Origin of the sequence: Agrobacterium sp. GD03872 (assembly GCF_029840625.1) — a bacterium.
GTDB classification, from domain to species: Bacteria; Pseudomonadota; Alphaproteobacteria; order Rhizobiales; family Rhizobiaceae; genus Agrobacterium; species Agrobacterium fabrum_A.
The window spans coordinates 38189-62744 of sequence record NZ_JAOCCY010000008.1; the positions used below are offsets into that span (position 1 = coordinate 38189).

Below are 24556 nucleotides of genomic sequence, written 5' to 3' on the forward strand. Positions count from 1 at the left end.
CTTTTCGAAACATGGTTTCCATTAGATACTACGGAGATTTGAGATGACAGGCAAGATACTCGTAATCGGTTCCACCGGCACCATCGGCACGCCGCTGGTGAAAGCGCTCCTTTCGAAGGGCGAAAGTGTGAAGGCCGCCTCGCGCAGCGGCAAGGCCACGGACGGCGCGGAAGGCGTGCGTTTCGATTATACCGACGCATCGACTTATGCGGATGCCTTCGACGGTGTTGACCGTCTCTTCCTCATCCTGGCGGGCGGGCGTCTGGATGCCATCGACGCGCTGACGCCTGTGGTCGAGGAGGCGGCGCGCCGCAAGGTGAAGATCGTGTTCCTGAGCGTCCTCGGCGTCGATGCCGATGATTCCATTCCCTATCGCCAGATCGAGCTGAAGATCATCGCTTCGGGCACGCCTTACGTCATTCTGCGACCCAACTGGTTTGCCGATAATTTCCACAGCTACTGGAAGGCCGGTATCGACCACGGCCAGATCGCCGTGCCGGCCGGCGAGGGCAAGTCGAGCTTCATCGACGTGCGCGATATCGCCGCCAGCGCTGCCGCAGCCCTGACTTCTGACGCCTTTAATGGCAAGGCTTTCAACCTGACGGGTCCGAAAGCCCTAGGTTACGGCGAAGCGGCTGCGCTGATATCGCAGGCGATCGGCAAGCCGGTTTCTTACGCCGCCGTTTCGGATGAGGTCTTCATCGGCATCCTCACCGGTGCGGGCGTGCCGCAGGACTATGCCTCGTTCCTCGCTTCGATCTTTTATCCCGTGCGCGAAGGCTGGACAGCACTGGTGACCGGCGATGTCGAAACGCTGACCGGCCATGCGCCGCGTTCACTGGAGACCTATATCGCCGACAATCTGGACCGGCTGAAGGGCTAAGGCTCCAGGCGAGCCTGCCGCGCTCACGCCGGATCGGTGGAGCCGCGGCGGGCCTTGAAGAACATCTTCAGCCGCTGGATCTCCTCCGGGTTCCAGCCGCTTGGCGCAGTTACTTCCGTCCATGCATCGATATAATGTTCCGGCGCATAGACATGGCCATAACCGATGGGCGCGGTGGTGGCTGCTGCGACATCGAGACCGAGCTGCAGCAGGGTCACCACCGGGAACCAGCGGAAGGATGTGGAAACGTCAGGCCCGTGATGCGCCATCCATTGCGGCCGCCGGTAAAGCGAGGCGGCCTCGAAGAAGGTGATTGGGTCGCTGGCATATTGCAGATAGACGATCCGCATCGGCCCCCATGCCGCATCGGGCATATGCGCGGTCGTATATTGGTTGGCGAAGCGGATGACGGAGGAATCGCGGAAACGCGGCAGCCATTCCGGCGTGCTCTTCACCCGGCCATTGGTGGCCATGCGCCATGTCGGGCTGGAAAAGGGCGGGCCGCTCCACAACGCGCCCTGGAACGGGTCGGAGAGCACATCGTAGAGATCCGAGGATTTCTGCGAGTTGAGCGAACCGAGGCTGAGGCCATGCAGGTAAAGCTTCGGTCGCGTTTCCTTCGGCAGCGTGGTCCAGTAGCCATAGACGGCCTCGAACAGGGCGCGTGCCGTCTCGACACCGTAATCCGGCTCCGTCAGCAGCGCGATCCAGCTCGAGAGATAGGAATATTGCACGGCGACGCTGGCGATATCGCCGTCATGCAGATATTCGACCGTATCGAGCGCTTCCGGGTCGATCCAGCCGGTGCCGGTGGGAATGACCACCAGAAGCACCTTGCGCTCGAAACCGCCGACCCGTTTCAGCTCCTCCAGCGCCAAGGCCGCTCTTTCTTCCGGCGTTGACGCCGAGTTGAGGCCCGCATAGACCCTGAGCGGCTCCTTTGCCGGGCGATGGGTGAAGGCGGATATCTCCGCGCCGTCAGGGCCTTCGGCGACGAATTCACGCCCGCGTCGGCCGAGCGATTCCCATGTCATCAGCGAGGCGCTGCTGCCGGTCTTGAGTGCGTCTGACGGGCGCGGCACATCCGGTTCGATCAGCGCATCCACCTGTTTCAGCGAGGAATCGGCAAATCTGAGGCCGATATCGAAGATCAGCCCATTAAGCAGCATCCATGAGAGGATGATCGCCACCGCGATGCCGAGAACATTGGCAAGGCGGCGCGGTAGGAAATGGCGGCTGCGCGCGGCAAAGAACCGACGGATAAGCTGGAACAGCCGGCCGGCGCCGATGAGGATGGCGGCGACCAGCACGGCAAGGCCGCCGGTCTTGGTGGGGTGGGCGCTGGGCAGCGGATCGAGCTCCATCAACACGCGGATGGAATTCTGCCAGTCCTTCGCCTGCCATAAAAAGGCGATGGCCATGATGGCGGCGGCGAGCGCGATGAGAAAACGAATGCCGCGCGCATTGTGGCGCGAGGGTTCCGGCAGCTCCAGATAGGCCCAGATGGCGTGCAAAGCGACACCGATCAGATAGCCGATGGCGAAGGAAAAACCGCACAGCACCCCCTGCATCAGCCAGGTACGCGGCAGGAGCGAGGGCGTGAGCGAAGCGCAGAACAGGATAGTGCCGAAGACGATGCCGGTTGCCGAAAGACCTGCGAACAACCGCTCAACCCATTGTTTCACCAACTTGACTTGCCCCTTGTGCTCACCGCCTGGCGCTTAGTGTAATATGTGACGGGCGAGGGTGCAAATCCTGTGGGCAGGATAAAAATCATGGAAATAGGAAAATAATCCTTTACAGCGTGACGGTGGTTTGATAGTGTTTGGCTACGGTCGGAGATTTGCGGCTGAAGACGGCGCACGGTCCAAAGGGTTGTCTCCGGTTTGATGGCAAGCTTCCCTTATCGTCGGTGCCATATTGTTGCCCATCCAGCCGCCTTCCAGTTTTGTTCTCTGGGCCAGAGCCCTTCTCCTCGTCATGCCGGGCTTGACCCGGCATCCAGCCAGCGCGCGTCTGCGCGGCGAAAAGACCTTTTCAGCCCAATGACTTGGGCTGGCTGGATTCCGGCTCAGGGCCGGAATGACGGGGAAAAGATGTTCCGTCGCATAACCGCAATCGCTGCCATTTCTCTCGCAGGCCAATCCCATGACAATGTCCAGCAATTGCGATCCGGCGCTCTACGGCGTCTGGCCGGAAATACCCGCCTATGCGGCTGAGGACATGCCGGAAGCCGCGCCGGAGACGAAGTCGCGGGCCGATAGGCTGGCCGCCGAGGATGCGGCGCGCAACGGCAGCCTGCGGCAATTGCTGAACGAGCTGACGGAGGAGATGCGCGAGCAGTTCTGCCTGTACCGCAATCTCCGCCAAGTCAGCGAAGCGGCCTTTCTGGCGACGGCGGAGGACGCTTCGGGCAAGCTGGCGCGCGCCGATGTGAAGGCTGCGACGGACCAGCTTTCGCTGATCGTCCGCACGCTGGAGCGGATCGACGCTTTGCAACGGGTGCTGGCGGAAGAGAGGGAAGCTCTTTTCAGCGAAGACGAAACCGGGGCCGGGGATTACGAAGCGGCGGTGGCGCATTTCCTCAACCGCATCGACGAACTGGCTGAACAGAAATGCCGCGCGAAGATGGCGGCCGATCCCACCCGCAGCCTCTCCGCAGAAGCCGACACATGACGGATATGCCGACCGGACCCCATCTGCCGGCGCAGGTCTTCAACCTCCTGCGCGACTGGCGTTTCATCGGCAACCTGCCGCAGCAGCCGCCGGAGGGCGACTGGCGGACATGGCTTCTGATCGGCGGGCGCGGTTCCGGCAAGACCCGCGCCGGGGCGGAATGGGTGCATGGCATCGCCTCCGCCGGCAAGCAGTCGGATTTGCGCATCGCGCTCGTGGCCGAAACGCTGGGTGACGCCCGTGAGGTGATGATCGACGGCATTTCCGGCATCTGCCGCATCGCCCGCCGCCATCGCCCCGCCTTCGAGGTGTCGCGCCGACGGCTCCTCTGGCCGAATGGCGCGATGGCGCAGGTGTTTTCCTCGGAAGACCCGGAAAGCCTGCGCGGTCCGCAATTCCACATGGCCTGGGCGGATGAGCTGGGCAAATGGAAATATCCGCAGGAAACCTGGGACATGCTGCAATTCGGCCTGCGTCTGGGTGAAACGCCCCGGCAATTGGTGACCACCACGCCACGGCCCATTCCTTTGCTGAAGGCGCTTCTCGCCGATCCCTCGACACGGGTGGCGCGGATGCCGACCGCGATGAATGCGCGCAATCTCTCGCCCGGTTTTCTCAAAGCCATGCAGGACCGTTATGGCGGCACCCGGCTGGGGCGTCAGGAAATCGGCGGGGAATTGATCGACGAGCGCGAAGGCGCGCTGTGGAAACGCTCCGATCTGGAAGCGATCGTCGAAGCGGCGCATGAGCCGCTCATGCGGATCGTGGTGGCGGTAGACCCGCCCGCCGGCGTTGGTGAACATTCCTGCTGCGGCATTGTCGTGGCGGGGCTCGGAATGTCCGGGCGGCTTAACGTGCTGGCGGATTGTTCGGTGGAGGGCGAAACGCCGGCCGGCTGGGCCCGCGCCGTGGTCGCCGCCTTTCGTCGCCACGAGGCCGACCGGGTGGTGGCGGAGGTCAATCAGGGCGGCGAGATGGTGCGCGCCATGCTGCAGAGCATCGACGCCAACCTGCCGTTAATCCTGGTGCGGGCGAGCCGCGGCAAGTTCACCCGCGCCGAGCCGGTCGCCGCACTCTACGAACAGGGCAGGGTGCGCCATGTCGCGCGGTTTGAAAAGCTGGAAGACCAGATGACGGATTTCGGTCCTGATGGCCTCTCGTCGGGACGCTCACCGGACAGGCTGGATGCGCTCGTCTGGGCGATCACCGCGCTGACGACGATGGTGGTGAGTGAACCGAAGGTGCGGGGGATGTGAGGGCGGTGATTATTGGCTCCCGTGAAGGAGAGCCAATTACCGGTTGAGCGGATGCCCCGTTTCTTCTCCCCGCCGGGGAGAAGGTGGCGCGTAGCGCCGGATGAGGGGGCCACGGTCAAGATGTGCTGAGAGAGCAGGGAGATGCGGAGAATTTGCCCCCTCATCTGACCCTTCGGGCCATCTTCTCCCCGTCGGGGAGAAGAAAAGTGAGGCACCGTCACCGCCCGAATTCGGGCGTCTGGCGGATATTATTTCTTCGGGGATTGCGCCGGTTTCGGCTGGGAGCCGGTCTCGCGCATCTGGCGCCACTCGTTTTCGAGACGGTCATAAACGGTCTGGGGGATTGTCGCTGTCATGGTGGCATTCCTCCTTGAATGGTTAACGCTGCAGGATTGCGCGGTGAATGGAGTTAGCGCGCTAAGGTTCCGGAATTCAAGGAATTTTTTACCCCAAAACCCCGGCGTGCGGATTAAAATCGATTAAGGTTTTTTCAAATCGATTTAGTCACGACCGCTGTCATGTGGAAAAACCGGGTGTCATATCGCCCATCATTTTCAGGAGCCAGCTATGGCTTATGACGAGGCGCGATTCTTCGCGTCGGCGCGGAGTTCCATCTTCGGCGGTCGCCTGCGCGTGGCCCAGCTTGCCGGCACGAAAACGATGCTGGCAGGGTTCGAAAAGGCGATGCCGGGCGGCGATCCGCGCTGGCTCGCCTATATGCTGGCGACGGCTTTTCACGAAACGGCGACGACCATGCAGCCGGTGCGCGAGACATTGGCGGCAAGCGATACCGAAGCGATGGCAAGGCTCGACCGCGCTTTTGCGGCGGGCAGGCTGCCCATGGTGCGCAAACCCTATTGGCGGCCGGACACCGAAGGTAAAAGCTGGCTGGGGCGCGGTTTCGTGCAGCTGACGCATCGGCGCAATTACGAGGCCATGTCGGCGCTGACCGGCGTCGATCTCCTGGAACGGCCGGAACGGGCCATGGAGGCGGAGGTGGCCACCGCGATCCTGATCCACGGCATGGCGGGCGGCAGTTTCACCGGCCGCAGGCTCGCCGATTTCTTCAGCGACGGGCGCGAGGATTGGGACGGCGCCCGCGCCATCATCAATGGCAGCGACAGGGCGCGGCTGGTGGGCGGTTACGGGCGTGCATTTCATCAAGCGCTTGTCGCGGCGCGGATTGAACCCGGGCGGGCCAGATGATAACCCGTTACCCGGTGCCGAGAAGGCCGCCTTTTAAGTTTGCATGACAGGTGACACCGTGATCCGCCATATCGTCTTTTTCACCGTTCCCGAGGAAAACCGCGACGCCGTGCGCAGGGGGCTTTCCGGCCTGACCGCGATACCGCATTCGCTGAAGCTTGAAATCGGCGAGAACGTGAAGAAGGACCAATGGGGCAATTCAGTCGATTTCATCGTCTATGGCGAGTTCGAAAACGAGGCGGCGCTGGCGGCTTACAAGGCCGACCCCGCTTATGATCTTTCGACCCGCACGGTAAAGCCGCTGCGCGAAACCCGCATTGCCGCCGATTTCGACAGCGATACGGCGGTGAAAGCGCCGATCCGGTAGACCCGTTTCGGCTGCGAAAGTGACCTGGATCCGCAAGTAGTCTGCTGAGAGCGGAAGAAAACCTTTCCTCCGTCGCGGGGCTGAGGCCCCTGTACCCTCATTCCTGTGCTCGTCACAGGAATCCAGTCGACGCGCGTCTGCGCGGCGAGAAGAGTCTTTTCAGCCCAAGGACTTGGGCTGGCTGGATCCCTGTGACAGGCACAGGGATGAGGGCACCGGGGCCTGAGCCGCCATCAAAACAAGGACAACTCCATGCGATTTCCCTTTTCCCTGCCGTGGCTGCGCCCGGCGGATGGCAGAGCCGTGCCTGAAAGCCGGAAAATGGCCGATGGCTTCATGGCGGTTGCGGTGCAGGGCGGGCAGGCCTTCTGGTCGGGCCGGTCCTATGCCGCACTTGCCCGCGAGGGCTTCATGAAGAACCCGGTGGCGCACCGGGCCGCCCGCATGGTGGCGGAGACGTCCGCTTCGGTCAGCTGGCTGCTTTATGATGGCGAAGAGGAACTCGCCGATCATCCGCTCCTGGCGCTGCTTTTAAAACCGGGCGCCCATATGGGCGGGCCGGATTTCTTCGAGGCGCTTTATGGCCACCTCATGCTGGCCGGAAATGCCTATATCGAGCCGCTGACGGTGGGCGGGCGGTTGCGCGAACTGCATCTGCTGCGACCCGACCGGGTCAGCATCGTCGAAGGGCCGGATGGCTGGCCGGTGGCCTATGATTACCGCGCCGAGGGCCGGGCATCCCGGCGCATCGCCGTCGAGCACGACGGGCTGGGGCTGCTGCATCTGAAACTTTTCCATCCGCTGGATGACCGGGCGGGTTTTGCACCGCTCGCCTCCGCAGGGGCCGCGCTCGATCTGCACAATGCCGCAAGCCAGTGGAACAAGCGCCTGCTCGACAATTCCGCCCGGCCATCCGGCGCGCTGGTCTACCAGCCGAAGGAGGGCGGCAATCTCTCCACCGAACAATATGAGCGGCTGAAGCGTGAGCTGGAGGAAGGCTATCAGGGCGCGATGAATGCCGGCCGCCCGCTGCTTCTGGAAGGCGGGCTGGACTGGAAGGCCATGGGTCTTTCGCCGCGCGACATGGATTTTCTGGAGGCCCGCAACGGGGCGGCGCGCGATATCGCGCTTTCGCTCGGCGTGCCGCCGATGCTGATCGGCATTCCCGGCGACAATACCTATGCCAATTACCAGGAGGCGAACCGCGCCTTTTATCGCCTGACCGTCCTGCCGCTCGTTTATCGCACGGCGGCGAGGCTCTGCGGCTGGCTTTCTCCGGTCTTCGGCTCTGGGCTGAGGCTCGAACCCGATCTCGACCGGATTGCCGGGCTTGCCGGCGAGCGGGATGCGCTCTGGGCACGCATCGGCGCGGCCTCATTCCTGAGCGACGAGGAAAAGCGCGAAGCCGTCGGTTATTGATCGCCGCCCCGGCGGGATCGAAACCCCGGTTTCTTGTTCAATCATTTTCTGAAGAAGCGGACTCTCTCTGTGAGCTCTTCCGCCCAAGCGATTCCGAAGATTCGCAAAATCACCCCGCGCAGGCGCGCAGGAAGCGCCCGCGTGCGACGCGGCGCGTCCGCCCGATAACCACATCCTAGAACGGAATGATTACCCATGTCTGAATTCGCCAATGAGGCCGGCATCTGGGCCGCCCGCATCACCGGCGCCGTGGCGGGCGCGGGTGTATCGCTCGTTTATCTCCTGCCGAAGAGCAAACGCGAGGCCGCGAGCCGTTTCATCACCGGCGTTTCCTGCGGCATGATCTTCGGCGGGCCTATCGGCCTGTGGATCGTGCAGCAGCTCGATATCGCCGGCGCGCTTTCGGGCCGGGAAATCATGGTGGCGGGTTCCGCCGCCGCCAGCATGGGCGCGTGGTGGGGGCTGGGCGTGCTGGTGCGCATCGCCGACCGTTACGGTGCGCGCCCGCGCGCCTGACACTTCCTTCCCATCGCAGGAGTTTTCCATGCACGTTTATCGCGGGCCGCGTCCCGCCACGCGCAAATTCGCCAATCTGGAACTGCGCGGCATTGCCAGCGATGGCACCTTTTCCGGTTATGCCAGCGTCTTCGGCGAGGTCGATCTCGGTCAGGATGTCATCGAGCGCGGCGCTTTCCGCCGCTCCATCGAGGAGCGGGGCGCAGCCGGCATCCGCATGCTCTACCAGCACGATCCGGCCGAGCCCATCGGCGCCTGGCGCACCATCCGCGAGGACGAGCGCGGCCTTTATGTCGAGGGCGTTCTCGCCCCCGGCGTCGCCCGCTCCCGCGAGGTGCATTCGCTGATGAAGACCGGGGCGCTGGACGGGCTGTCCATCGGCTTTCGCACCGTACGTTCCGGCAAGGCGGCCAGCCAGGGTGTCCGGCGCATCCTGGAAGCCGATCTGTGGGAGATCTCGGTCGTGACCTTCCCGATGCTGCCCTCGGCGCGCGTTTCCGACGTCAAGCATGCCCGCTTCTTCCGCGACCGCGAGACCGAGCTGGTCCGCACCATGCGCCGCGCCGCCCGCTCGCTGTTCGACACGACATTCAAACGCTGACCCCAGGACAATCACCAACAAGGAAACGACATGACAGATCAGATGACGAAACCGGCCCCGATGCCCGTCGCGCCGCAGGTGAAGGCTGTGCCCGATACGGTGGCGGCCGCCTTCGACGAGTTCATGGAGGCCTTCGAGGCCTTTCGCGAGACCAACGACCAGCGGCTTGCCGATATCGAGCGCAAGATGGGCTCTGATGTCGTGACCCGCGACAAGCTCGACCGCATCGACAGGGCGCTCGACGACAACCGCCGGATCATGGACGATCTGGCGCTGAAAAAGGCGCGTCCCGCACTTGGCCGCAAGGACGCGCTTTCCCACGATGCCGAAGAGCACAAGGCCGCTTTCGAGGCCTATATCCGTCGCGGCGAGGAGGGTGCGCTGCGCGATCTGGAGGCCAAGGCCTTTGCCGGTTCGACCGGGGCCGATGGCGGCTTCCTGCTGCCGAACGAGACGGATGGAGAGATCGGCCGGCGCATGACGGCGATTTCGCCGATCCGCGCGCTGGCCACCGTGCGGCAGGTTTCCGCCGCCGTGCTGAAGAAACCCTTCTCGCCCGGCGGCATGACGACCGGCTGGGTTTCCGAGACGGCGGCACGTCCGCAAACGGCAACGCCGCAGCTCGTCGAGCTTTCCTTCCCGACCATGGAGCTTTACGCCATGCCGGCGGCGACACAGGGCCTGCTGGATGATGCGGCAGTCGATATCGAAGCATGGATCGCTTCCGAAGTGGACATTGCTTTCGCCGAACAGGAGGCCGCCGCCTTCATCGCCGGCGATGGCGTTAACAAGCCCAGGGGTTTCCTCTCCTATGCCGCCGTCGCCAATGATGGCTGGAGCTGGGGCAATATCGGTTATGTCGCGACCGGCGTTTCGGCCGGTTTCGCCTCGGCCGGGCCGATGGATGTGCTGCTCGATGCCGTTTATGCGCTGAAGGCCGGCCACCGCCAGAACGGCACCTTCCTGATGAACCGCAAGACGCAAGGGGCGCTACGGCGCTTCAAGGATACCAGCGGCGCCTATCTATGGCACCCGCCCGCCGCCGCCGGCCAGCCGGCCTCGCTGATGGGCTTTCCGGTGACCGAGGCGGAGGACATGCCGAATGTGGCGGCCAACAGCTTCGCCATCGCCTTTGGCGATTTCCGCGCCGGTTACCTCGTCGTCGACCGTACCGGGGTGCGCATCCTGCGCGATCCCTATTCGGCCAAACCCTATGTGCTGTTCTACACCACCAAACGCGTGGGCGGCGGTTTACAGAATTTCGAGGCGATCAAGCTGGTGAAATTCGGGGTGAATTGACCGCAGACCTTGCGGCCTTTTCTTCTCCCCGCCGGGGAGAAGATGCCCCGAAGGGGCAGATGAGGGGGCAACGTTGCCGAGTATCTCTACCCTTGCCCCCTCATCCCGCTGCCGCGGACTTCTCCCCCTCGGGGAGAAGAAACAAGCGGTGCCCGCTCGCTAATGCGACTACCTTTCTTCCGGAGACCCCATGACCTATGCCCTCATTCATCCGCCGCAGGCGGAGCCGCTGACGCTTGCCGAGGTGAAGGCGCATCTGCGTCTCGACAGCGGCGATGAGGACGCGCTTCTTGCCGCGCTCATCCGCGCCGCCCGCGAGCATCTGGAACGCACGACCGGGCTTTGCCTCATCCGCCAGACCTGGCGGCTTTATCTCGACCGGTGGCCTGAGAACGGCGTGATTCCGATTGGCAGGACACCGGTGCAAACCATCGAAACGATTCTGGTTTTTGACGGTGACGGGCGCTCGACGGACATCACCGCCGGGGAAAAATTGCTCGATGGCGCGGCGCGTCCGGCAAGGCTGTGGCTGCGCGATCCGCCGGCCCCCGGACGGGCGATGAACGGCATCGAGATCGATTTCATTGCCGGTTACGGCGAAGCGGGAACGGATGTGCCCGACACGCTGAAACGCGCCATGCTGATGCATGTGGCGCAGATGTTCGCCTTTCGCGGCGCGGTCGCCCCGGAAAACCAGCCCGCCGCCATTCCCGCCGGTTACGAGCGGCTGGTGGCGCCCTTCTGCCGTCTGGGGCTTTGAGACATGAACCTTGTTTTTCTCGATCCCGGCAAGCTGACGGCGCGGCTGGAACTGGACGTGCGGACCGAAACGCCGGACGGGCAGGGCGGCGCTGCCGAAAGCTGGAATTTCCTGCGGTCGCTCTGGGCTGCGATCGAACCCGTTTCGGAGGCGTCGCATGAACGGGCCTCGGCCGAGGGCGTGACGATCACCCACCGCGTCTGGCTGGCTTACCGCGGCGATATCGCCGCCGGCATGCGCTTTCGCAAGGGCCGCCGCATTCTGGCGATCCGGGCGGTGATGGACCCCGATGAGACGCGACGTTTCATCGTCTGCCGCTGCGAGGAGGAAAGCCGATGAGCGCCGCAAACCTGTTTCTTCAGGCGATTTTCGCACGGCTGACGGGCGATGCGGTGCTGATTGCGCTCATTCCCGGCGGCATTGTCGATCGGCTTTTGCCGCGCGTGCTTCTGCCGTGCGTCGTTATCGATGATCTCGAAAGCCGGGACTATTCGACCGCGACGGAAAAGGCCGAGGAGCATTTTTTATCGCTGCAGATATGGAGCGATGCCAACGGCCGCAAGGGTGCGGGGGAGATCGCCGCTCGTGTGACGAGCCTTCTCGATGATGCGGCGCTGCCGCTTGCCGGGGTGTCTCTCGTCAATCTCAGTCTTCTCTCCAGCCGCTCGCGGCGAGAGGCGAAGCCCCGGAATTTCGTCGTCGAGATGCGTTTCAGGGCGGTGACGGAATAGTGCCGTTTCAGGCACCCTGTCGGCGCACGGTTTTCCACAGGGCAACAAGCAGCACAAACGAAATCGCGATCAGCACGGCGGCGATGCCAAGCATGGTCGCCACCCCGCCGCGGTCGAGCGCCAGGGTGAAGATCACGGGTGCAACGGCAATGGCGAGGTTCTGCGGCAGGGAGATGCGTGCGGCCTGGAGACCATATTCTTCCGGGGAAAATACGGCGAGAGGCAACACGGCCCGGCTGACGGTGAGCACGCCCGCACCGAAACCGAAGAAAATGATGAAACCGACGAGAGCCGGCATGGCCGGGGCAAAGCCAAGCAACAGCAGCAGTGACAGGAGCAGAAGAGAGAAACCGATTATGGCGGTGACAAAGGGGTTGCCATGTTTCCCAAGCAGGAAATCCAGCCCGCGCGCCGTAATTGCCAGCAGACTGCGCGCCGCCGCCAGCTGCACGGCAAGCGATTGTGTCGCACCTGCCTGAACGAGCAGCAGCGGCAGCAACGGCGACAGGCCGAAGGTGGTAAACGCGCTGATCGTCGTCATGGCCGCCAGAAGCAGAAAAGCCCGGCGTGTATCGACCGGCGAGGACGAAAGCGCGTCGGTTTTCTGCCATTTTGCGTCCTCGCGGGCCGGACGGCCGGGAAGGACGAAGAGATAGAGCGGCAGAAGCACGAAGAGCTGCAGACAGGCATAGAGCAGAAGTGTGCCGCGCCAGCCGAGATGCTGTTCCACAAGCGCGGTGACGGGCAGGAAAACCGCCCCCGAAAGCCCGGTGAACAGCATCAGAAGCGTCAGCAACCGGCCGCTTTGCGCACCCACGCGTTCCACCACGGCGGTATGGGCAGCGGTCGTTAACCCGCAGGTGGCGGCCAAACCCATGACGCCCCAGCCGAAAAGATAGCTTGCGACACCGCCCGAAAAGGCGAGCACGGCAAAACCGGCGGCAAAGAGTACCGAGCCTGTCACCAGCACGGGGGCCGCGCCGCGACGGACGAGCATTCTTCCGAGCAGCGGGCCGCAAAGCGCGCTGATCAGCATCATGATGGTGAGGCCGGCAAAAACGATCTCGTTGCCGATCGCCAGTTCGCCGCCGATCCGTGGCGCGAGAATGGCCAGCATGTCGAAACCGCTGCCCCAGCTGACGATCTGCCCAAGCGCCAGCACGCCGATAAGGCGCGCACGAGACGTCAGGGAGGCGGCGTCGGACATGGTGAGATCGCAGGGGTGCGAGGTGCAGGAAGCCATTTGGTAGCAGGCCCGCCGCACCCCCGCAACAGCAATTGAAACGAAAGGAAACATCATGGTGGCGCAGAAGGGCAAGGACCTGCTGCTGAAGATCGACAATGCCGGTTCCTACGTAACCGTCGCGGGGCTGAGAACGAAGCGGCTGGCCTTCAATGCCCAGGCGGTCGATGTGACGGATGCCGAAAGCGCGGGGCGCTGGCGGGAGCTTCTTGCCGGCGCCGGTGTGCAGCGGGCATCGCTCACGGCCTCCGGCATCTTCAAGGATCAGGTAAGCGATGCGCTGGTGCGCGGCGCATTTTTTGCGGGCAGCATTCCCGGCTGGCAGATCGTCATTCCCGGTTTCGGCATCGTTACCGGGCCGTTCCAGATCGTCGCGCTCGAATATTCCGGCCGCCACGACGGTGAGGTGCAATTCGAGATCGCGCTGGAATCGGCCGGTCTTCTCAATTTCGGAGCTTTGTGATGGCTGAGCGTTTGCGTTACGGGCGGGCGAACCGCCATCGCGGCGAGATCGAAGCGCTGATCGACGGCGAAAGGCGCATTCTCTGCCTGACGCTCGGGGCTCTCGCCGAACTCGAAACCGCCTTTGCAGCCGACGACCTCACCGCGCTCGCCGAACGTTTTGCGAGCGGCCGCATGAAGGCGGTCGACATGATAAGGGTGATCGGCGCGGGCCTGCGCGGCGCGGGCAACGTCTTTTCCGACGAGGATGTGGCCGCTGCAACGGTGGAAGGCGGCATTGCCGGCCACGCCGCCATCGTCGCCGATCTTCTGACCGCCACCTTCGGCGGCCTGAAAGGCGAGACGCCGCCGGACCCTTGAGCGCCGCAGCAGACGAAGCGACGCCGCGCCCGTTCCCCTGGGAGGCGGTGATCCATGCCGGCTTCTGCCTGCTGCGGCTCTCCTCCGAAACCTTCTGGCTGATGACCCCGAGGGAATTCTTCGCGATGACGGGCGGCAACGCCGTCTCGCGCGGTCCTGATCGTCGGTTGATGGAAGCGATGATGCGGCGGTTTCCGGATGGGTGAGTCGTCAGGGCATTTTTCGTGGACGGCCGCCCTTGGCACCGTTCGCCCGACTGGCTGCCGCCTTGGCCGGAGAGCGGGATTGCCCGCCCTTGCGCTGCGTTTCCATGAATGTGCGGCTGCCGAAAATACCGTTCATCAGGCCGCTGATCGTATAGTCGACGTCGAGGGTTTCCCAATGCAGACCCGTCTCGCCGAGCAGCTCGACATCGGAAAGCTGTTCGGCGGTCGCGTCTTGCAAGCCTTCGAGCGCTCGCGCGGGAAACATGAAGCAGGCGCCGTTGGCGAAATCGACGATGACACGGGCCGAGGCCGTTTCGAAACGCACGGAAACCGGAATGGGACGCTCGGCGCGCTCTTTTTGCCAGCGTTCCTTGGCGGCGGCGAGTTCGGCATCGCTGACCTCAACCATGATATCGTCTCCAGGTTTCCATAAACAGCTTCCGGTTTTCCTCGATGACGGCGACGGCGCGCCGCACATCCCGGTCCGACATGCCGCCCTGCGCGAGAACGACGAGGCCGACGATGTCGATACGGGCTTCACCCTCTCCATAGACATGCGCATGCGGCGGGTTCGTGATCGGCCGTGTAGGTGACAAAACGCATGCCATGCTGGCGGAGAACCGTGACCATGAGAACCATAACCCAAGAAGTTGGGTTTTAAAAGAGTGTGGGTTGAAGCAGCGGTTTTTGAGAGCTGTTTCAGCACCATGCATTCCCCAGTTGAATCAGAAAGGCAAGCGCGATGGCGGGCGAAGGATCGATGGCGGAGAACCGGGAAGAGGCGGAGGCGCTGTCCGAGGTGATGGGCGATCTCGAACGCCGGTCCGAGCGGTTTGGTGCGGCCCTGACCTCGGCCCTGCAGGCGGCGACGGCGGGCGGCAAAGGGCTGGACGATGTGTTGCGCGGGTTGGGGCAGCGGCTGTCCGGCATCGCGCTCTCGGCCGGTCTGAAACCGCTGGAGGGCATGATCGGCAATGCCGTCAGCGGGCTTTTGAACGGCGGCGGTTCGCTCTTCGCTTTTGCCGATGGCGGTGTGCCGGGACGCGGCATCACGCCCTTTGCCGATGGCGGCGTCGTTTCCAGCCCCGCCTTTTTTCCGATGGGCGGCGGGCTTGGCCTGATGGGCGAGGCGGGGGCGGAAGCGATCCTGCCGCTGAAGCGCGGTTCGGATGGCGCTCTCGGCGTTGCCGCGCCGTCCGGCGGAGGCGGGGCGCAGATCGTTTTTAACGTGACGGCGACGGATGCTGCGAGCTTTCGCAAAAGCGAAGGCCAGATCGCGGCCATGCTGGCGCGCAGCGTCGGGCGCGGCCAGCGCGGATTGTGAAGCACGCGCGTCCTCCCACGTTTCAAGACCATCGAAAAGAATCCAGGAACAACGACATGGCGGCATTTCATGAAGTGCGGTTTCCGCTGCGGCTCGCGCTCGGGGTGAGCGGCGGGCCGGTGCGGCGGACGGATATCGTCAACCTGTCCAATGGCCGCGAAAGCCGCAACCAGCGCTGGAGGAACGCCAGACGCAGCTATGACGCCGGATCCGGTATCCGCTCCGTCGCCGATCTTTATGAGGTGCTCGCCTTTTTCGAGGCGCGGCGCGGTGAGCTTTACGGCTTTCGTTTTCGCGACCCGGTGGATTTCAAATCCTGCCCGCCGGGGGAGACGCCCGCCGCGACCGATCAGAGGATCGGCACCGGCGACGGCGTGACAGCGGGTTTTCAGTTGCGGAAGACCTATGCCGATGCGGGCGGCTCCTTCGTGCGGCGGATAGAAAAACCGGTCGAAGGTTCGGTCATGGTTTCGGTCGAGGGGGTGAAGGTCGAAGCGGCTGATGTGGCGGTCGATCATGTAACCGGCATGATCGTGTTCCGTGCGGGGCGGGTGCCGCCCGCCGGCGCCGCGATCCGCGCCGGTTTCGAATTCGACGTGCCGGTCCGCTTCGGGATCGACCGTATCGACGTGAACCTGACCGCTTTCGAGGCGGGCCGCATTCCCTCCATTCCACTGATGGAAATCCTGCCATGAAAACCATTCCCGCCGCCCTTGCCGGGCATCTTGGGCAAGATGCGACGACCACATGCCATTGCTGGAAGGTGACACTGAAGGACCGTGCGGTGATCGGTTTTACCGATCATGACGAGGCGATATCGTTTGCCGGCACCTCCTACCTTGCCGCCAGCGGCTTTTCGGCCAGCGATAGCGACGGCGAAACGGGGCTGGGCGCCGGCGCGGGGGAGGTGGCGGGCGGTTTTTCGAACGAGGCGATTGCGGAGGGCGATCTGGCCGCCGGACGTTTCGATGGGGCGAGGGTGGAGCTTTTCCTCGTCAACTGGCAGGCGCCTGACCAGCATGTGCTGCTGAACAGGCGCGAGATTGGTGAGGTGACACGGGCCGGCGGCGCATTTCGCGCCGAGCTGCGCAGTCTTGCCCATCGCCTCGGCCAGCCGCAGGGCAGGGTCTATGGGCGGCGCTGCGACGCCGCGCTTGGCGACAGGCGTTGCGGTGTCGATCTGGCGCGTTTTACCGGGCATGGCAGCGTCGCGGCGGTGGATGCCTCGGGCGGACTGCTCGTCTCCGGGCTCGATGCCTTTGCCGATGGTTTTTTCAGCCGGGGAAAGCTGCGTTTTCTGACCGGCCCGCTCGCCGGCAAGGGGTTTGATCTCGACGGGCAGGAGCGGCGTGACGGTGGCGTGCATCTTTCCTTCTGGTCGCCGCCGGAACAGACGCCTTCGCCGGGAGATAGGTTTTCCGTCACCGCCGGCTGCGACAAGAGTTTTTCCACCTGCCGGGTAAAATTCGCCAATCATCTGAATTTCCGGGGCTTTCCGCATCTGCCGGGGGCGGATTTCGCCTATTCCTATGCGGCGGGCGGCGAGAGCCATGACGGCGGGGCGCTGTTTTCATGAGCGATACCGGCGAAAGAGTGCTGGTGCTCGCCGAAGGCTGGATCGGCACGCCCTATCGGCATCAGGCCTCGTTGAAGGGTGTCGGCTGCGATTGCCTCGGCCTCATCTGCGGCATCTGGCGGGACCTTTACGGCCACGAACCGGAATTGCCGCCGCCCTATGCGCCCGATTGGGCCGAACGCGGCGGTGAGGACCGGCTGATGGCGGCGGCAAAACGCCATTTTCCGGCGGTGGCGGGCCTGGAAGAGGCAAGGCCGGGAGACCTGCTGCTGTTCCGCTGGCGGGCCGATGCGGCGGCCAAGCATCTCGGCATTCTGGCCGGTCCGCAGCATTTCATCCACGCCTATGAACAGGCGGCGGTGGTGCGTTCGGCGCTGGTGCCCGGCTGGCGGCGGCGCATCGCCGGCGTCTTCCGTTTTCCCGATCCCTGATTTTTCGAGGCAAGCATGGCGACAATCGTTTTTCAGGCGGCGGGCGCGGCACTCGGCGGCATTTTCGGTCCTTTGGGCGCAGTAATCGGCCGGGCGGCCGGGGCGCTGGCGGGCAATGCCATCGACCGCACGCTGCTTTCGAACGGGCGGACGGTAACGGGCGCGCGGCTCTCGACGGCGCGCATTCCGGGGGCGGATGAGGGAGCGGCGATCAACCGGCTTTACGGCGCGGCACGGATCGGCGGCACGCTGATCTGGGCGACGCGTTTCGAAGAAAGCGTGGAGGTGGAGCGGCGCGGCGGCAAGGGCAATCGCGGCCCGAAGGTCGAAACCTTTCGGTATTTTGCCAACGTCGCCATCGGCCTGTGCGAAGGCGAGGCGGCAAGGGTGCGGCGCGTCTGGGCCGATGGGCGGGAACTGGACCTGAGTGCCGTGGAGATGCGCTTTTATCCCGGCAGCGAGACGCAATTGCCAGACCCGCTGATCGAGGCGAAGCAGGGGGCGGGCAATGCGCCGGCCTTTCGCGGACTGGCCTATGTGGTGTTCGAACGCCTGCCGCTCGACGGCTTCGGCAGCCGCATTCCGCTCATGCAGTTCGAAGTGGTGCGGCCGGTCGGCCGGCTGGAAAAATCCATCCGCGCCATCACCGTCATTCCGGGGGCAACGGAACATGGTTACGCCACCGCGCAGGTTTCCGAAAGGACGGGGATCGGCCAAAGCCGCATCATGAACCGCAACGGCCTGACCGCTTCGACCGACTGGGCTGCTGCGATCGACGAGTTGCTGGATATTTGCCCCAATCTTGAGAGCGTGGCGCTGGTGGTGAGCTGGTTCGGCACGGATATGCGGGCGGGGGAATGCCGCATTCTGCCGGGCGTGGAAGTGGCCGGCCGGGATGGGGAAACCATGCCATGGTCCGTCGCCGGCCTGTCGCGCGATGAGGCGCATCCTGTCAGCCATCATGGCGGCGGCCCGGCCTATGGCGGCACGCCGAACGACGAAAGCGTGTTGCAGGCGATAGCCGATCTCAGGGCGCGCGGCCTTCGGGTGTGCCTTTACCCCTTCGTGATGATGGATGTTCCCATCGGCAATGGGCTGCCGGACCCCTATGGCAAAAGCGAGCAGGACGCCTATGCCTGGCGCGGGCGCATCACCTGCTTTCCCGCACCCGGCAGGGTCGGCTCCCCGGATCGCAGCGCGGGCGCATGGGCGCAGGTTTCCACCTTCTGCAACCGTGACGAAGGCTATCGCCGTATGGTGCTGCACTATGCGGCGCTGGCGGCCCGGGCGGCCGAGGCGGGGGGAGTGGATGCTTTCCTGATCGGCTCGGAGCTGCGCGGGCTGACGTCGCTCAGGGACCAGGACGACGCCTTTCCCTTTGTCGGGGAATTGCTGCGGCTGGCGGACGATGTGCGAGCGATATTGGGGCCGGCGGTGAAGCTGACCTATGCGGCGGACTGGAGCGAATATTTCGGCCACCAGCCGGCAGACGGCTCGGGCGACGTGTTCTTCCATCTCGATCCGCTCTGGGCGAGCCCTGATATCGACGCCATCGGCATCGACAATTACATGCCGCTTTCCGACTGGCGCGACGGGGATGCCGCAAACGGCAATCCGGATGGCATGACCGGCCCGGACGATGTGAGCGCCTTCCGCCGCGCGATGACGGCGGGAGAGGGGTTCGACTGGTATTATGCCAGCGATGCGGACCGCGCCGCGCGGCGGCGCACGCCGATTACCGACGGGCTGAAGGGCAAACCGTGGGTGTTCCGTTACAAGGACTTGCGCAACTGGTGGGGAAACCTCCATTACGACCGGGTGCGGGGAACCGAGAAAACCACGCCGACGGCATGGGCGCCGCGCTCGAAGCCCATCTGGTTCACCGAACTCGGCTGCCCGGCGGTGGACAAGAGCGCGACGCGCCCCAATGTCTTTCTCGATCCGAAATCGGCGGAAAACGCTTTTCCCCATTTTTCCCGCCGGAACCGCGCCGACAGCCAGCAGCGACGGTTTCTGGAAGCGCATCTCGACCATTGGGGAAAGGGCGATGCGGCGATGGTCGATGCAGACAGGGTCTATCTATGGACCTGGGATGCACGGCCCTTTCCGGCCTTTCCGCAGAATGGCGCGGCATGGAGCGATGGCGGCAACTGGCGCACCGGCCACTGGCTGAACGGGAGGCTGGGCACGGCAACGCTCGCCGATACCATCGCCGCCATCCTTACCGATCACGGCTTTTCCGATTTCGACGTTTCCGCCGTCAGCGGCGATCTGGGAGGGTATGTGCAGGGCGACGTGACCTCGGCCCGCAACCTCTTGGAGCCGCTGATGGCGGCGTTTCAGGTGGATGTGACGGAAGATGGCGGAACCCTGCGTTTCCGCTCCCGCAACACGGCGGTCTTGCCGGTGCGGGATATTGCCGTGCTGGCCGATCTCGAGGACGAGCCGCTCTGGTCGGAAAATCGCGGCCATGACAGCGATTTCGCGGCTGAAGCCGTGCTGACGTCCTTCAATCCGGCGCTGGATTACGAGCAGGCAAGTGTACGGTCCCGCCGCATCGACAATGCCGGCAGCCGGGTGATGCGGCTCGATCTCAACGCCGCCCTGCCTGCGGAAACGGCGGAAGCCGCCGTCGAGGCGTTGTTGCGCGACAACCGGCAGGCGCGGCGCAGCCTGCGCTTTGCGCTGCCGCCTTGCGATATCGCGCTTGAACCGGGTGATTGTATCCGCCTGCCGGAAGGGGCCTTTCCGCAGGCGCCGGCAGGGCGGTTTCTGGTCAGCCGGATCGAGGACGGCGCGGTGCGGCAGGTGGAAGCGCGGGCCTTTTCCGCTGCCTTTCCGGTCTTTGCCGGCGGCGCGGAGGAACGGCGCAGCAGCGGCGCAAGCGGAGCGGAAGGTTTCGCGCCCGAGCTGCTGTTTCTCGATCTGCCCAACCATGACGGCACCGCGTCGGAGGATTCGGCACGAATTGCGGCGCTTGCAAAGCCCTGGCGACCAATCGTCATTTCCGCGTCGCCGGGCAGGGAGGGTTACCGGCAGCGCGTGCTGCTGGACCGGCCGGCGATGATCGGCGCGCTGGCAATGCCGCTGACATCAGGCCCTTCCGGCCGCTTCGACCGGAAAAACACAATCCTCATCGATCTGCCCTTCGGCGAAGTATCGTCGGCCGGGGAGCTTTCGGTGCTGAACGGCGAGAACCGTCTCGCCGTCAAGGCGGTAAACGGCGTGTGGGAAATCGTCGCTTTCGCAAAGGCCGAGGAAATCGCACCCGCACGCTGGCGGCTCTCCGCTCTCCTGCGGGGGCTCGCCGGCACGGAAGACGCGCTCGCCGCAGGCGCGCCGAAAGGTGCGCCGGTGGTGGTGCTGAATGCGGCGGTGCAGCCGCTCGGTCTTGCCGCAAGCGAGCGCGGGCGACGCCTGAACTGGATTGCGGAGGCCGCCGGAATGGCGGGCGCGCCGAGCGGCCCTTTTGCCTTCGAGGGCGGCCTGCGGGCGCTGACACCGCTCGCGCCGGTGCATCTTGCCGCCGAGCGGCGCGGAGACGGCGTTTTCATCAGGTGGAAACGCCGGGGCCGGGTTGAGGCCGATGGCTGGGACGCCGCCGAGATCCCGCTGGATGAGCCCTTCGAGCTCTATCGTGTCGAGGTGCTGGACGGAGAGACCGTGCGGCGCATGGTGGAGGTGCCGGAAACCTCGTGGTTTTACCCCCTTGCAGACGAACTCACAGATTTCCCGACCATGCGGGATCACATTTCCGTGCGTGTCCGCCAGCTCGGCCGCGCGGTGCCCTCGGGCGTGGCGGCCAAGGCCGACCTCCCGATCTGACATGTGCCTGAAAAACAACGCAAAGGATGAGATTATGGACAGCAGCAAAGCATGGTATCAATCGCGCACCATCTGGGGCGCACTGATCGCGGTTTTCGCGCCGCTTTTCAGCATTGCCGGCCTTGACCTGCCCGCCGGCATGGAGGGCGAACTGGCCGAGGGCCTTGTCACGGTTGCGGGCGGAATTGGCGGCCTGATCGCGCTTTACGGTCGCCTTTCGGCGACCCGCGCCATCCGCTGAGCGCCCCTGCCAGGATGCCGTTCCCGCCATGCGCGCCTGCGGCGGGGGCGGCATTCATTTGCCATTCAGACGCTTTGCGCTACATATTCAGTCACAATAGGGTTCGAGACGCACCCGGTTTTTTGTGGAAGTTTGTAGAATGGCATCACCTCTCATCATCGCGACGCTTGCAGCCGGGCTTTCCGGTTTCACGGCGCCCGAGGCTGATCTGCAGGGCCACTACATACTGGCTGCCAGCGATTGCGGCGCAGCCGTCGCCCGCGTCGTGCGCGAAACCGGCGGTCAGCTGCTTTCGGTCTATCCTTCCGGCGACGGTCAGTCCTGTGTCGTCACCGTTCTCGTCCAGGGCAATGGCGAGCGTCCGCGCAAGGTGACGATGCGCGTGCCGATGTAGCTTGCCCGCATCGCCGAAATATCGGAAAACAATCCGACACATCTAGCATGACCGGCCACACGCGCGGGCCGGGACGGAAGGAAAGGGCGGACAATGCGTATTCTCGTTGTTGAGGATGATGCCAATCTCAATCGTCAGCTGACCGATGCGCTGAAAGAAGCCGGTTATGTTGTCGATCAGGCATTCGACGGCGAGGAAGGCCATTATCTCGGCGATACCGAGCCCTATGACGCCATCGTTCTCGATATCGGCCTGCCGCAGATGGACGGCATCACCGTCGTCGAAAAATGGCGCGCTGCCGGCAAGGCCATGCCTGTCCTCATCCTCACCGCCCGCGACCGCTGGAGCGACAAGGTGGCGGGCATCGACGCCGGCGCCGATGACTATGTGACCAAGCCTTTCCATGTCGAAGAGGTTCTCGCCCGTGTGCGCGCGCTCATCCGCCGCGCCGCCGGCCATGCTTCTTCCGAACTGGTGTGCGGCCCGGTCCGGCTCGACACCAAATCCTCCAAGGCGACCGTCAACGGCACGACGCTGAAGCTCACCTCGCACGAGTTCCGGCTGCTGTCCTATCTCATGCACCACATGGGCGAGGTCGTCTCGCGCACGGAGCTGGTCGAACACATGTACGATCAGGATTTCGACCGCGATTCCAACACCATCGAGGTGTTTGTCGGTCGTCTGCGCAAGAAGCTCGGTGTTGATCTGATCGAGACGATCCGTGGTCTCGGTTACCGGATGCAAGCGCCGGCAGATGCGAAGTAATTCCCTCACCGCCCGCGTCCTGCTGCTCGCCTCGCTCTGGTCGGTGCTGGCGCTGGTGGTGATCGCCGTCGTGATCTCGACGCTTTACCGGCAGGGGGTGGAGCGCAGCTTCACCGATCTTCTGAGGGCGCAGCTCTATAACGTCATCAATTCCGTGACGATTTCCAACGAGAATACGCTGGCCGGCAGCCCGCAGCTCGGCGATCTCCGTTTCTCGCAGCCCGATACCGGCTGGTACTGGGTGGTGGAGCCGCTTGGCAATTTCCAGACTGCGCCGCTCGTGTCCTCCTCGCTTGGCGTCTCCACCCTGCCGGTGCCGAGCATTCTCGATGCGCCCTTCGATAACCGCTATGAGCGCTTTTATGCCGTCACCGACGAGGCCGGCAATCAGGTGCGTGTGGCGGAAACGGAAGTGGTGCTGGACGGCGAGGGGCGCGCCGCGCGTTTCCGTGTCTCCGGCAATCTGAACGTCGTGGAAGACGATGTGCGCGATTTCTCCAACAGCCTTTATCTGGCGCTCGCCGTTTTCGGTGTCGGCAGTCTGGTCGTCAACGGCCTTGCCATTCTCTACAGTCTGCGGCCGCTCGATCAGGCTCGCGTCGCGCTCGGCAAGATCAGGGGCGGGGAGGCGGAAAGCCTTGAAGGTGAATTCCCGCGTGAAATCCAGCCGCTCGCCAATGAGGTCAATGCGTTGATCGACAGCAATCGCCGCCTCGTGGAGCGCGCCCGCATGCAGGTCGGCAATCTCGCCCATTCGCTGAAGACGCCGATTGCGGTTCTTCTGAACGAGGCTCGCACGCTGGAGCCGCAGCATGGCGATCTGGTGCGGGCGCAGGCCGACGCCATGCAGGCGCAGGTGCAATCCTATCTCTCACGCGCCCGCATCGCCGCCCAGCGCGGCTCGATCCTTGCCCGCGTCGAAGCGGAACCGGCGCTGGAACGGCTGGTGCGCGTGATGCGCCGCCTGAACCCCGACAAGCAGTTCGTGCTGAATTTCGAGCAACCCGGCGCCGTGCTCGGCATGGAACAGCAGGATCTGGAAGAGGTCGTCGGCAATCTTCTCGAAAATGCCGCGCGTTTTGCCCAGACGCGCGTGGTCGTCACGCTTGCGGCCGGCACGCACCCGTCATCCGACGCCGAAATTTCCCGTCGTTCCTGGGTGGAGCTGACGGTGGAAGACGATGGGCCGGGGCTGGAGCCGGAACAGATCAGCGAAGCGATGAAGCGCGGGCGACGGCTGGACGAGAGCCGTCCGGGCACGGGCCTCGGCCTGTCGATCGTTTCCGAGGTGGTGTCAGAGTACCACGGCCGCTTTTCGCTGTCGCGCAGCGGCATCGGTGGGCTGAAAGCCGATCTGATTTTGCCTGGCCTTTCGAAAGAGCTTGCGTGAGGCAAGAAAAAAAGCAAGAAATTCAATGGCACCATATCGGGTGCAATGCGGTAGGAAGAGGACAGGGTTTGGTTGACGTGTATGATGGCTGTCGCTCCGTGACGATGCGTTCGCTGGTGTCACGCCCGGCACTTCTCTCGATCCTGTGTGTCTCGATGCTGAGCGCCTGCACCACCACGGGCACCCGCCCGTCGGGTGGCGGCCTGTTTGGCCGCTCTGCGCAGCCCTCGACGCCTTTCCTTGCCAATCTTGAGGGTGGCATCGTCGGACGAAGCGGCGTGCAGCTCGACCGCGGCGACCAGACCAAGGCGCTGGAGGCGGAATACAAGGCGCTGGAAACGGCTCCCGTCGGCACGCCCGTGTCCTGGACCGGCGACGACGCCAAAGGGCAGGTGGTCGCCAATGCGCCCTATCAGGTCGGAAACCAGAACTGCCGGCAATATTCGCACAGCCTCACGGTGGATGGACGCGAAATCAAGGTGCGCGGCGCGGCCTGCCGCAGCGCCGACGGCAGCTGGTCGCCGCTGACCTGACCGGTTTGACGCAAATCAAGGTCGCGCGCCTTTCGCAGTGACAAGAAGGGTCGCGGCGGAGCAGCGGGGCCTGCGGTGCGGCGTGATGTCTC

General features: G+C 64.2%; 29 protein-coding genes. 25 read left to right on the forward strand and 4 right to left on the reverse strand.

The annotated features are described in order from the left end of the window. Nucleotides 1-43 precede the first annotated feature (43 nt). Complete coding sequence (locus N5D22_RS17760) at nucleotides 44-883, forward strand: SDR family oxidoreductase (protein WP_279658457.1); 840 nt, start codon at nucleotides 44-46, stop codon at nucleotides 881-883. A gap of 23 nt (nucleotides 884-906) precedes the next feature. Here N5D22_RS17760 and N5D22_RS17765 read toward each other — a convergent pair whose 3' ends face one another. Continuing rightward, nucleotides 907-2547, reverse strand: coding sequence for an alpha/beta-hydrolase family protein (locus N5D22_RS17765; protein WP_279658493.1), 1641 nt, complete (start codon nucleotides 2545-2547; stop codon nucleotides 907-909). Nucleotides 2548-3031: 484 nt separating this feature from the next. Here N5D22_RS17765 and N5D22_RS17770 point away from each other — a divergent pair, with 484 nt between their 5' ends. The 11 genes from N5D22_RS17770 to N5D22_RS17820 all read left to right on the forward strand — a co-directional run bounded on the left by N5D22_RS17770 (nucleotide 3032) and on the right by N5D22_RS17820 (nucleotide 11714). Continuing rightward, nucleotides 3032-3559: a hypothetical protein gene (locus N5D22_RS17770; RefSeq protein WP_279658456.1), complete on the forward strand. Its 528-nt coding sequence runs from the start codon at nucleotides 3032-3034 to the stop codon at nucleotides 3557-3559. Further along, nucleotides 3556-4815: a DNA-packaging protein gene (locus N5D22_RS17775; protein WP_279658455.1), complete on the forward strand. Its 1260-nt coding sequence runs from the start codon at nucleotides 3556-3558 to the stop codon at nucleotides 4813-4815. Before N5D22_RS17770 ends, N5D22_RS17775 begins: the two co-directional genes overlap by 4 nt. A gap of 567 nt (nucleotides 4816-5382) precedes the next feature. Beyond that, a complete protein-coding gene (locus N5D22_RS17780; RefSeq protein WP_279658454.1) occupies nucleotides 5383-6021 on the forward strand; it encodes a hypothetical protein in 639 nt (212 codons plus the stop codon). Nucleotides 6022-6079: 58 nt separating this feature from the next. Beyond that, nucleotides 6080-6388, forward strand: a complete 309-nt coding sequence (locus tag N5D22_RS17785) for a Dabb family protein (protein ID WP_279658492.1) — start codon at nucleotides 6080-6082, stop codon at nucleotides 6386-6388. 252 nt (nucleotides 6389-6640) lie between these two features. Beyond that, nucleotides 6641-7807 (forward strand): phage portal protein, encoded by a 1167-nt coding sequence (locus tag N5D22_RS17790; protein WP_279658453.1) that lies wholly within the window; start codon nucleotides 6641-6643, stop codon nucleotides 7805-7807. Between the two features lie 195 nt (nucleotides 7808-8002). Beyond that, the gene (locus N5D22_RS17795; RefSeq protein WP_020808622.1) at nucleotides 8003-8323 is read left to right on the forward strand and encodes a DUF6107 family protein; all 321 of its coding nucleotides are present in this window, start codon (nucleotides 8003-8005) and stop codon (nucleotides 8321-8323) included. Between the two features lie 28 nt (nucleotides 8324-8351). Next, nucleotides 8352-8924, forward strand: coding sequence for an HK97 family phage prohead protease (locus N5D22_RS17800; RefSeq protein WP_137452174.1), 573 nt, complete (start codon nucleotides 8352-8354; stop codon nucleotides 8922-8924). Between the two features lie 30 nt (nucleotides 8925-8954). Then, nucleotides 8955-10223: a phage major capsid protein gene (locus N5D22_RS17805; protein ID WP_279658452.1), complete on the forward strand. Its 1269-nt coding sequence runs from the start codon at nucleotides 8955-8957 to the stop codon at nucleotides 10221-10223. Nucleotides 10224-10413: 190 nt separating this feature from the next. Beyond that, nucleotides 10414-10983, forward strand: coding sequence for a head-tail connector protein (locus tag N5D22_RS17810; protein ID WP_279658451.1), 570 nt, complete (start codon nucleotides 10414-10416; stop codon nucleotides 10981-10983). A 3-nt stretch (nucleotides 10984-10986) separates the two neighbouring features. After that, on the forward strand, nucleotides 10987-11322 hold the full coding sequence (locus N5D22_RS17815; protein WP_020808625.1) for a phage head closure protein: 336 nt from the start codon (nucleotides 10987-10989) through the stop codon (nucleotides 11320-11322). Next, entirely contained in the window at nucleotides 11319-11714 is a 396-nt protein-coding gene (locus tag N5D22_RS17820) for a DUF3168 domain-containing protein (protein ID WP_279658450.1), read from the forward strand. The genes N5D22_RS17815 and N5D22_RS17820 overlap by 4 nt, the downstream gene beginning before the upstream one ends. Before the next feature lie 7 nt (nucleotides 11715-11721). Here N5D22_RS17820 and N5D22_RS17825 read toward each other — a convergent pair whose 3' ends face one another. Next, nucleotides 11722-12921: an MFS transporter gene (locus N5D22_RS17825; protein ID WP_279658449.1), complete on the reverse strand. Its 1200-nt coding sequence runs from the start codon at nucleotides 12919-12921 to the stop codon at nucleotides 11722-11724. Nucleotides 12922-13012: 91 nt separating this feature from the next. Here N5D22_RS17825 and N5D22_RS17830 point away from each other — a divergent pair, with 91 nt between their 5' ends. From N5D22_RS17830 to N5D22_RS17840, 3 genes are read left to right on the forward strand one after another with little or no spacing between them, the layout of a single operon-like run. Next, nucleotides 13013-13420 carry a phage major tail protein, TP901-1 family gene (locus N5D22_RS17830; protein ID WP_279658448.1) on the forward strand — a complete coding sequence of 136 codons (408 nt, stop codon included), beginning with the start codon at nucleotides 13013-13015 and terminating at the stop codon, nucleotides 13418-13420. Next, nucleotides 13420-13779 carry a gene transfer agent family protein gene (locus N5D22_RS17835; protein WP_279658447.1) on the forward strand — a complete coding sequence of 120 codons (360 nt, stop codon included), beginning with the start codon at nucleotides 13420-13422 and terminating at the stop codon, nucleotides 13777-13779. Before N5D22_RS17830 ends, N5D22_RS17835 begins: the two co-directional genes overlap by 1 nt. Next, on the forward strand, nucleotides 13776-13985 hold the full coding sequence (locus N5D22_RS17840) for a rcc01693 family protein (protein WP_279658446.1): 210 nt from the start codon (nucleotides 13776-13778) through the stop codon (nucleotides 13983-13985). The genes N5D22_RS17835 and N5D22_RS17840 overlap by 4 nt, the downstream gene beginning before the upstream one ends. A gap of 4 nt (nucleotides 13986-13989) precedes the next feature. Here N5D22_RS17840 and N5D22_RS17845 read toward each other — a convergent pair whose 3' ends face one another. Continuing rightward, nucleotides 13990-14394 (reverse strand): DUF2442 domain-containing protein, encoded by a 405-nt coding sequence (locus N5D22_RS17845; protein ID WP_279658445.1) that lies wholly within the window; start codon nucleotides 14392-14394, stop codon nucleotides 13990-13992. Further along, nucleotides 14387-14593, reverse strand: a complete 207-nt coding sequence (locus tag N5D22_RS17850) for a DUF4160 domain-containing protein (protein ID WP_279658444.1) — start codon at nucleotides 14591-14593, stop codon at nucleotides 14387-14389. The genes N5D22_RS17845 and N5D22_RS17850 overlap by 8 nt, the downstream gene beginning before the upstream one ends. Nucleotides 14594-14727: 134 nt before the next feature. Here N5D22_RS17850 and N5D22_RS17855 point away from each other — a divergent pair, with 134 nt between their 5' ends. The 10 genes from N5D22_RS17855 (at nucleotide 14728) to N5D22_RS17900 (ending at nucleotide 24464) form a co-directional block, all read left to right on the forward strand. After that, a complete protein-coding gene (locus N5D22_RS17855; RefSeq protein ID WP_020808632.1) occupies nucleotides 14728-15309 on the forward strand; it encodes a phage tail tape measure protein in 582 nt (193 codons plus the stop codon). Between the two features lie 56 nt (nucleotides 15310-15365). Next, nucleotides 15366-16004, forward strand: a complete 639-nt coding sequence (locus N5D22_RS17860) for a TIGR02217 family protein (RefSeq protein WP_279658443.1) — start codon at nucleotides 15366-15368, stop codon at nucleotides 16002-16004. After that, nucleotides 16001-16885, forward strand: a complete 885-nt coding sequence (locus N5D22_RS17865; protein WP_279658442.1) for a DUF2163 domain-containing protein — start codon at nucleotides 16001-16003, stop codon at nucleotides 16883-16885. The genes N5D22_RS17860 and N5D22_RS17865 overlap by 4 nt, the downstream gene beginning before the upstream one ends. Then, entirely contained in the window at nucleotides 16882-17316 is a 435-nt protein-coding gene (locus tag N5D22_RS17870; RefSeq protein ID WP_279658441.1) for an NlpC/P60 family protein, read from the forward strand. The genes N5D22_RS17865 and N5D22_RS17870 overlap by 4 nt, the downstream gene beginning before the upstream one ends. Nucleotides 17317-17331: 15 nt before the next feature. Then, on the forward strand, nucleotides 17332-21141 hold the full coding sequence (locus tag N5D22_RS17875; RefSeq protein ID WP_279658440.1) for a glycoside hydrolase/phage tail family protein: 3810 nt from the start codon (nucleotides 17332-17334) through the stop codon (nucleotides 21139-21141). Nucleotides 21142-21175: 34 nt separating this feature from the next. After that, on the forward strand, nucleotides 21176-21382 hold the full coding sequence (locus N5D22_RS17880) for a hypothetical protein (protein WP_279658439.1): 207 nt from the start codon (nucleotides 21176-21178) through the stop codon (nucleotides 21380-21382). A gap of 139 nt (nucleotides 21383-21521) precedes the next feature. Further along, nucleotides 21522-21776 carry a hypothetical protein gene (locus tag N5D22_RS17885; RefSeq protein ID WP_003497070.1) on the forward strand — a complete coding sequence of 85 codons (255 nt, stop codon included), beginning with the start codon at nucleotides 21522-21524 and terminating at the stop codon, nucleotides 21774-21776. A gap of 93 nt (nucleotides 21777-21869) precedes the next feature. Next, on the forward strand, nucleotides 21870-22541 hold the full coding sequence (locus N5D22_RS17890) for a response regulator transcription factor (RefSeq protein WP_003497063.1): 672 nt from the start codon (nucleotides 21870-21872) through the stop codon (nucleotides 22539-22541). Then, nucleotides 22531-23931 (forward strand): HAMP domain-containing sensor histidine kinase, encoded by a 1401-nt coding sequence (locus tag N5D22_RS17895; RefSeq protein WP_279658438.1) that lies wholly within the window; start codon nucleotides 22531-22533, stop codon nucleotides 23929-23931. Before N5D22_RS17890 ends, N5D22_RS17895 begins: the two co-directional genes overlap by 11 nt. Before the next feature lie 104 nt (nucleotides 23932-24035). Then, nucleotides 24036-24464: a hypothetical protein gene (locus N5D22_RS17900; RefSeq protein WP_279658491.1), complete on the forward strand. Its 429-nt coding sequence runs from the start codon at nucleotides 24036-24038 to the stop codon at nucleotides 24462-24464. Nucleotides 24465-24556 lie beyond the last annotated feature (92 nt).

Excerpts from the sequence above, each read along its gene's own strand:
- N5D22_RS17760 (WP_279658457.1), top strand. The coding sequence starts at position 44 with ATGACAGGCAAGATACTCGTAATCGGTTCCACCGGCACCATCGGCACG.
- N5D22_RS17775 (WP_279658455.1), top strand. The coding sequence starts at position 3,556 with ATGACGGATATGCCGACCGGACCCCATCTGCCGGCGCAGGTCTTCAAC.
- N5D22_RS17885 (WP_003497070.1), top strand. The coding sequence starts at position 21,522 with ATGGCATCACCTCTCATCATCGCGACGCTTGCAGCCGGGCTTTCCGGT.
- N5D22_RS17820 (WP_279658450.1), top strand. The coding sequence starts at position 11,319 with ATGAGCGCCGCAAACCTGTTTCTTCAGGCGATTTTCGCACGGCTGACG.
- N5D22_RS17850 (WP_279658444.1), bottom strand. The coding sequence starts at position 14,593 with ATGGCATGCGTTTTGTCACCTACACGGCCGATCACGAACCCGCCGCAT.
- N5D22_RS17875 (WP_279658440.1), top strand. The coding sequence starts at position 17,332 with ATGGCGACAATCGTTTTTCAGGCGGCGGGCGCGGCACTCGGCGGCATT.
- N5D22_RS17900 (WP_279658491.1), top strand. The coding sequence starts at position 24,036 with ATGCGTTCGCTGGTGTCACGCCCGGCACTTCTCTCGATCCTGTGTGTC.
- N5D22_RS17890 (WP_003497063.1), top strand. The coding sequence starts at position 21,870 with ATGCGTATTCTCGTTGTTGAGGATGATGCCAATCTCAATCGTCAGCTG.
- N5D22_RS17825 (WP_279658449.1), bottom strand. The coding sequence starts at position 12,921 with ATGTCCGACGCCGCCTCCCTGACGTCTCGTGCGCGCCTTATCGGCGTG.
- N5D22_RS17835 (WP_279658447.1), top strand. The coding sequence starts at position 13,420 with ATGGCTGAGCGTTTGCGTTACGGGCGGGCGAACCGCCATCGCGGCGAG.
- N5D22_RS17860 (WP_279658443.1), top strand. The coding sequence starts at position 15,366 with ATGGCGGCATTTCATGAAGTGCGGTTTCCGCTGCGGCTCGCGCTCGGG.
- N5D22_RS17870 (WP_279658441.1), top strand. The coding sequence starts at position 16,882 with ATGAGCGATACCGGCGAAAGAGTGCTGGTGCTCGCCGAAGGCTGGATC.
- N5D22_RS17815 (WP_020808625.1), top strand. The coding sequence starts at position 10,987 with ATGAACCTTGTTTTTCTCGATCCCGGCAAGCTGACGGCGCGGCTGGAA.
- N5D22_RS17865 (WP_279658442.1), top strand. The coding sequence starts at position 16,001 with ATGAAAACCATTCCCGCCGCCCTTGCCGGGCATCTTGGGCAAGATGCG.
- N5D22_RS17780 (WP_279658454.1), top strand. The coding sequence starts at position 5,383 with ATGGCTTATGACGAGGCGCGATTCTTCGCGTCGGCGCGGAGTTCCATC.
- N5D22_RS17855 (WP_020808632.1), top strand. The coding sequence starts at position 14,728 with ATGGCGGGCGAAGGATCGATGGCGGAGAACCGGGAAGAGGCGGAGGCG.
- N5D22_RS17795 (WP_020808622.1), top strand. The coding sequence starts at position 8,003 with ATGTCTGAATTCGCCAATGAGGCCGGCATCTGGGCCGCCCGCATCACC.
- N5D22_RS17770 (WP_279658456.1), top strand. The coding sequence starts at position 3,032 with ATGACAATGTCCAGCAATTGCGATCCGGCGCTCTACGGCGTCTGGCCG.
- N5D22_RS17810 (WP_279658451.1), top strand. The coding sequence starts at position 10,414 with ATGACCTATGCCCTCATTCATCCGCCGCAGGCGGAGCCGCTGACGCTT.
- N5D22_RS17800 (WP_137452174.1), top strand. The coding sequence starts at position 8,352 with ATGCACGTTTATCGCGGGCCGCGTCCCGCCACGCGCAAATTCGCCAAT.
- N5D22_RS17845 (WP_279658445.1), bottom strand. The coding sequence starts at position 14,394 with ATGGTTGAGGTCAGCGATGCCGAACTCGCCGCCGCCAAGGAACGCTGG.
- N5D22_RS17880 (WP_279658439.1), top strand. The coding sequence starts at position 21,176 with ATGGACAGCAGCAAAGCATGGTATCAATCGCGCACCATCTGGGGCGCA.
- N5D22_RS17830 (WP_279658448.1), top strand. The coding sequence starts at position 13,013 with ATGGTGGCGCAGAAGGGCAAGGACCTGCTGCTGAAGATCGACAATGCC.
- N5D22_RS17895 (WP_279658438.1), top strand. The coding sequence starts at position 22,531 with ATGCGAAGTAATTCCCTCACCGCCCGCGTCCTGCTGCTCGCCTCGCTC.
- N5D22_RS17790 (WP_279658453.1), top strand. The coding sequence starts at position 6,641 with ATGCGATTTCCCTTTTCCCTGCCGTGGCTGCGCCCGGCGGATGGCAGA.
- N5D22_RS17805 (WP_279658452.1), top strand. The coding sequence starts at position 8,955 with ATGACAGATCAGATGACGAAACCGGCCCCGATGCCCGTCGCGCCGCAG.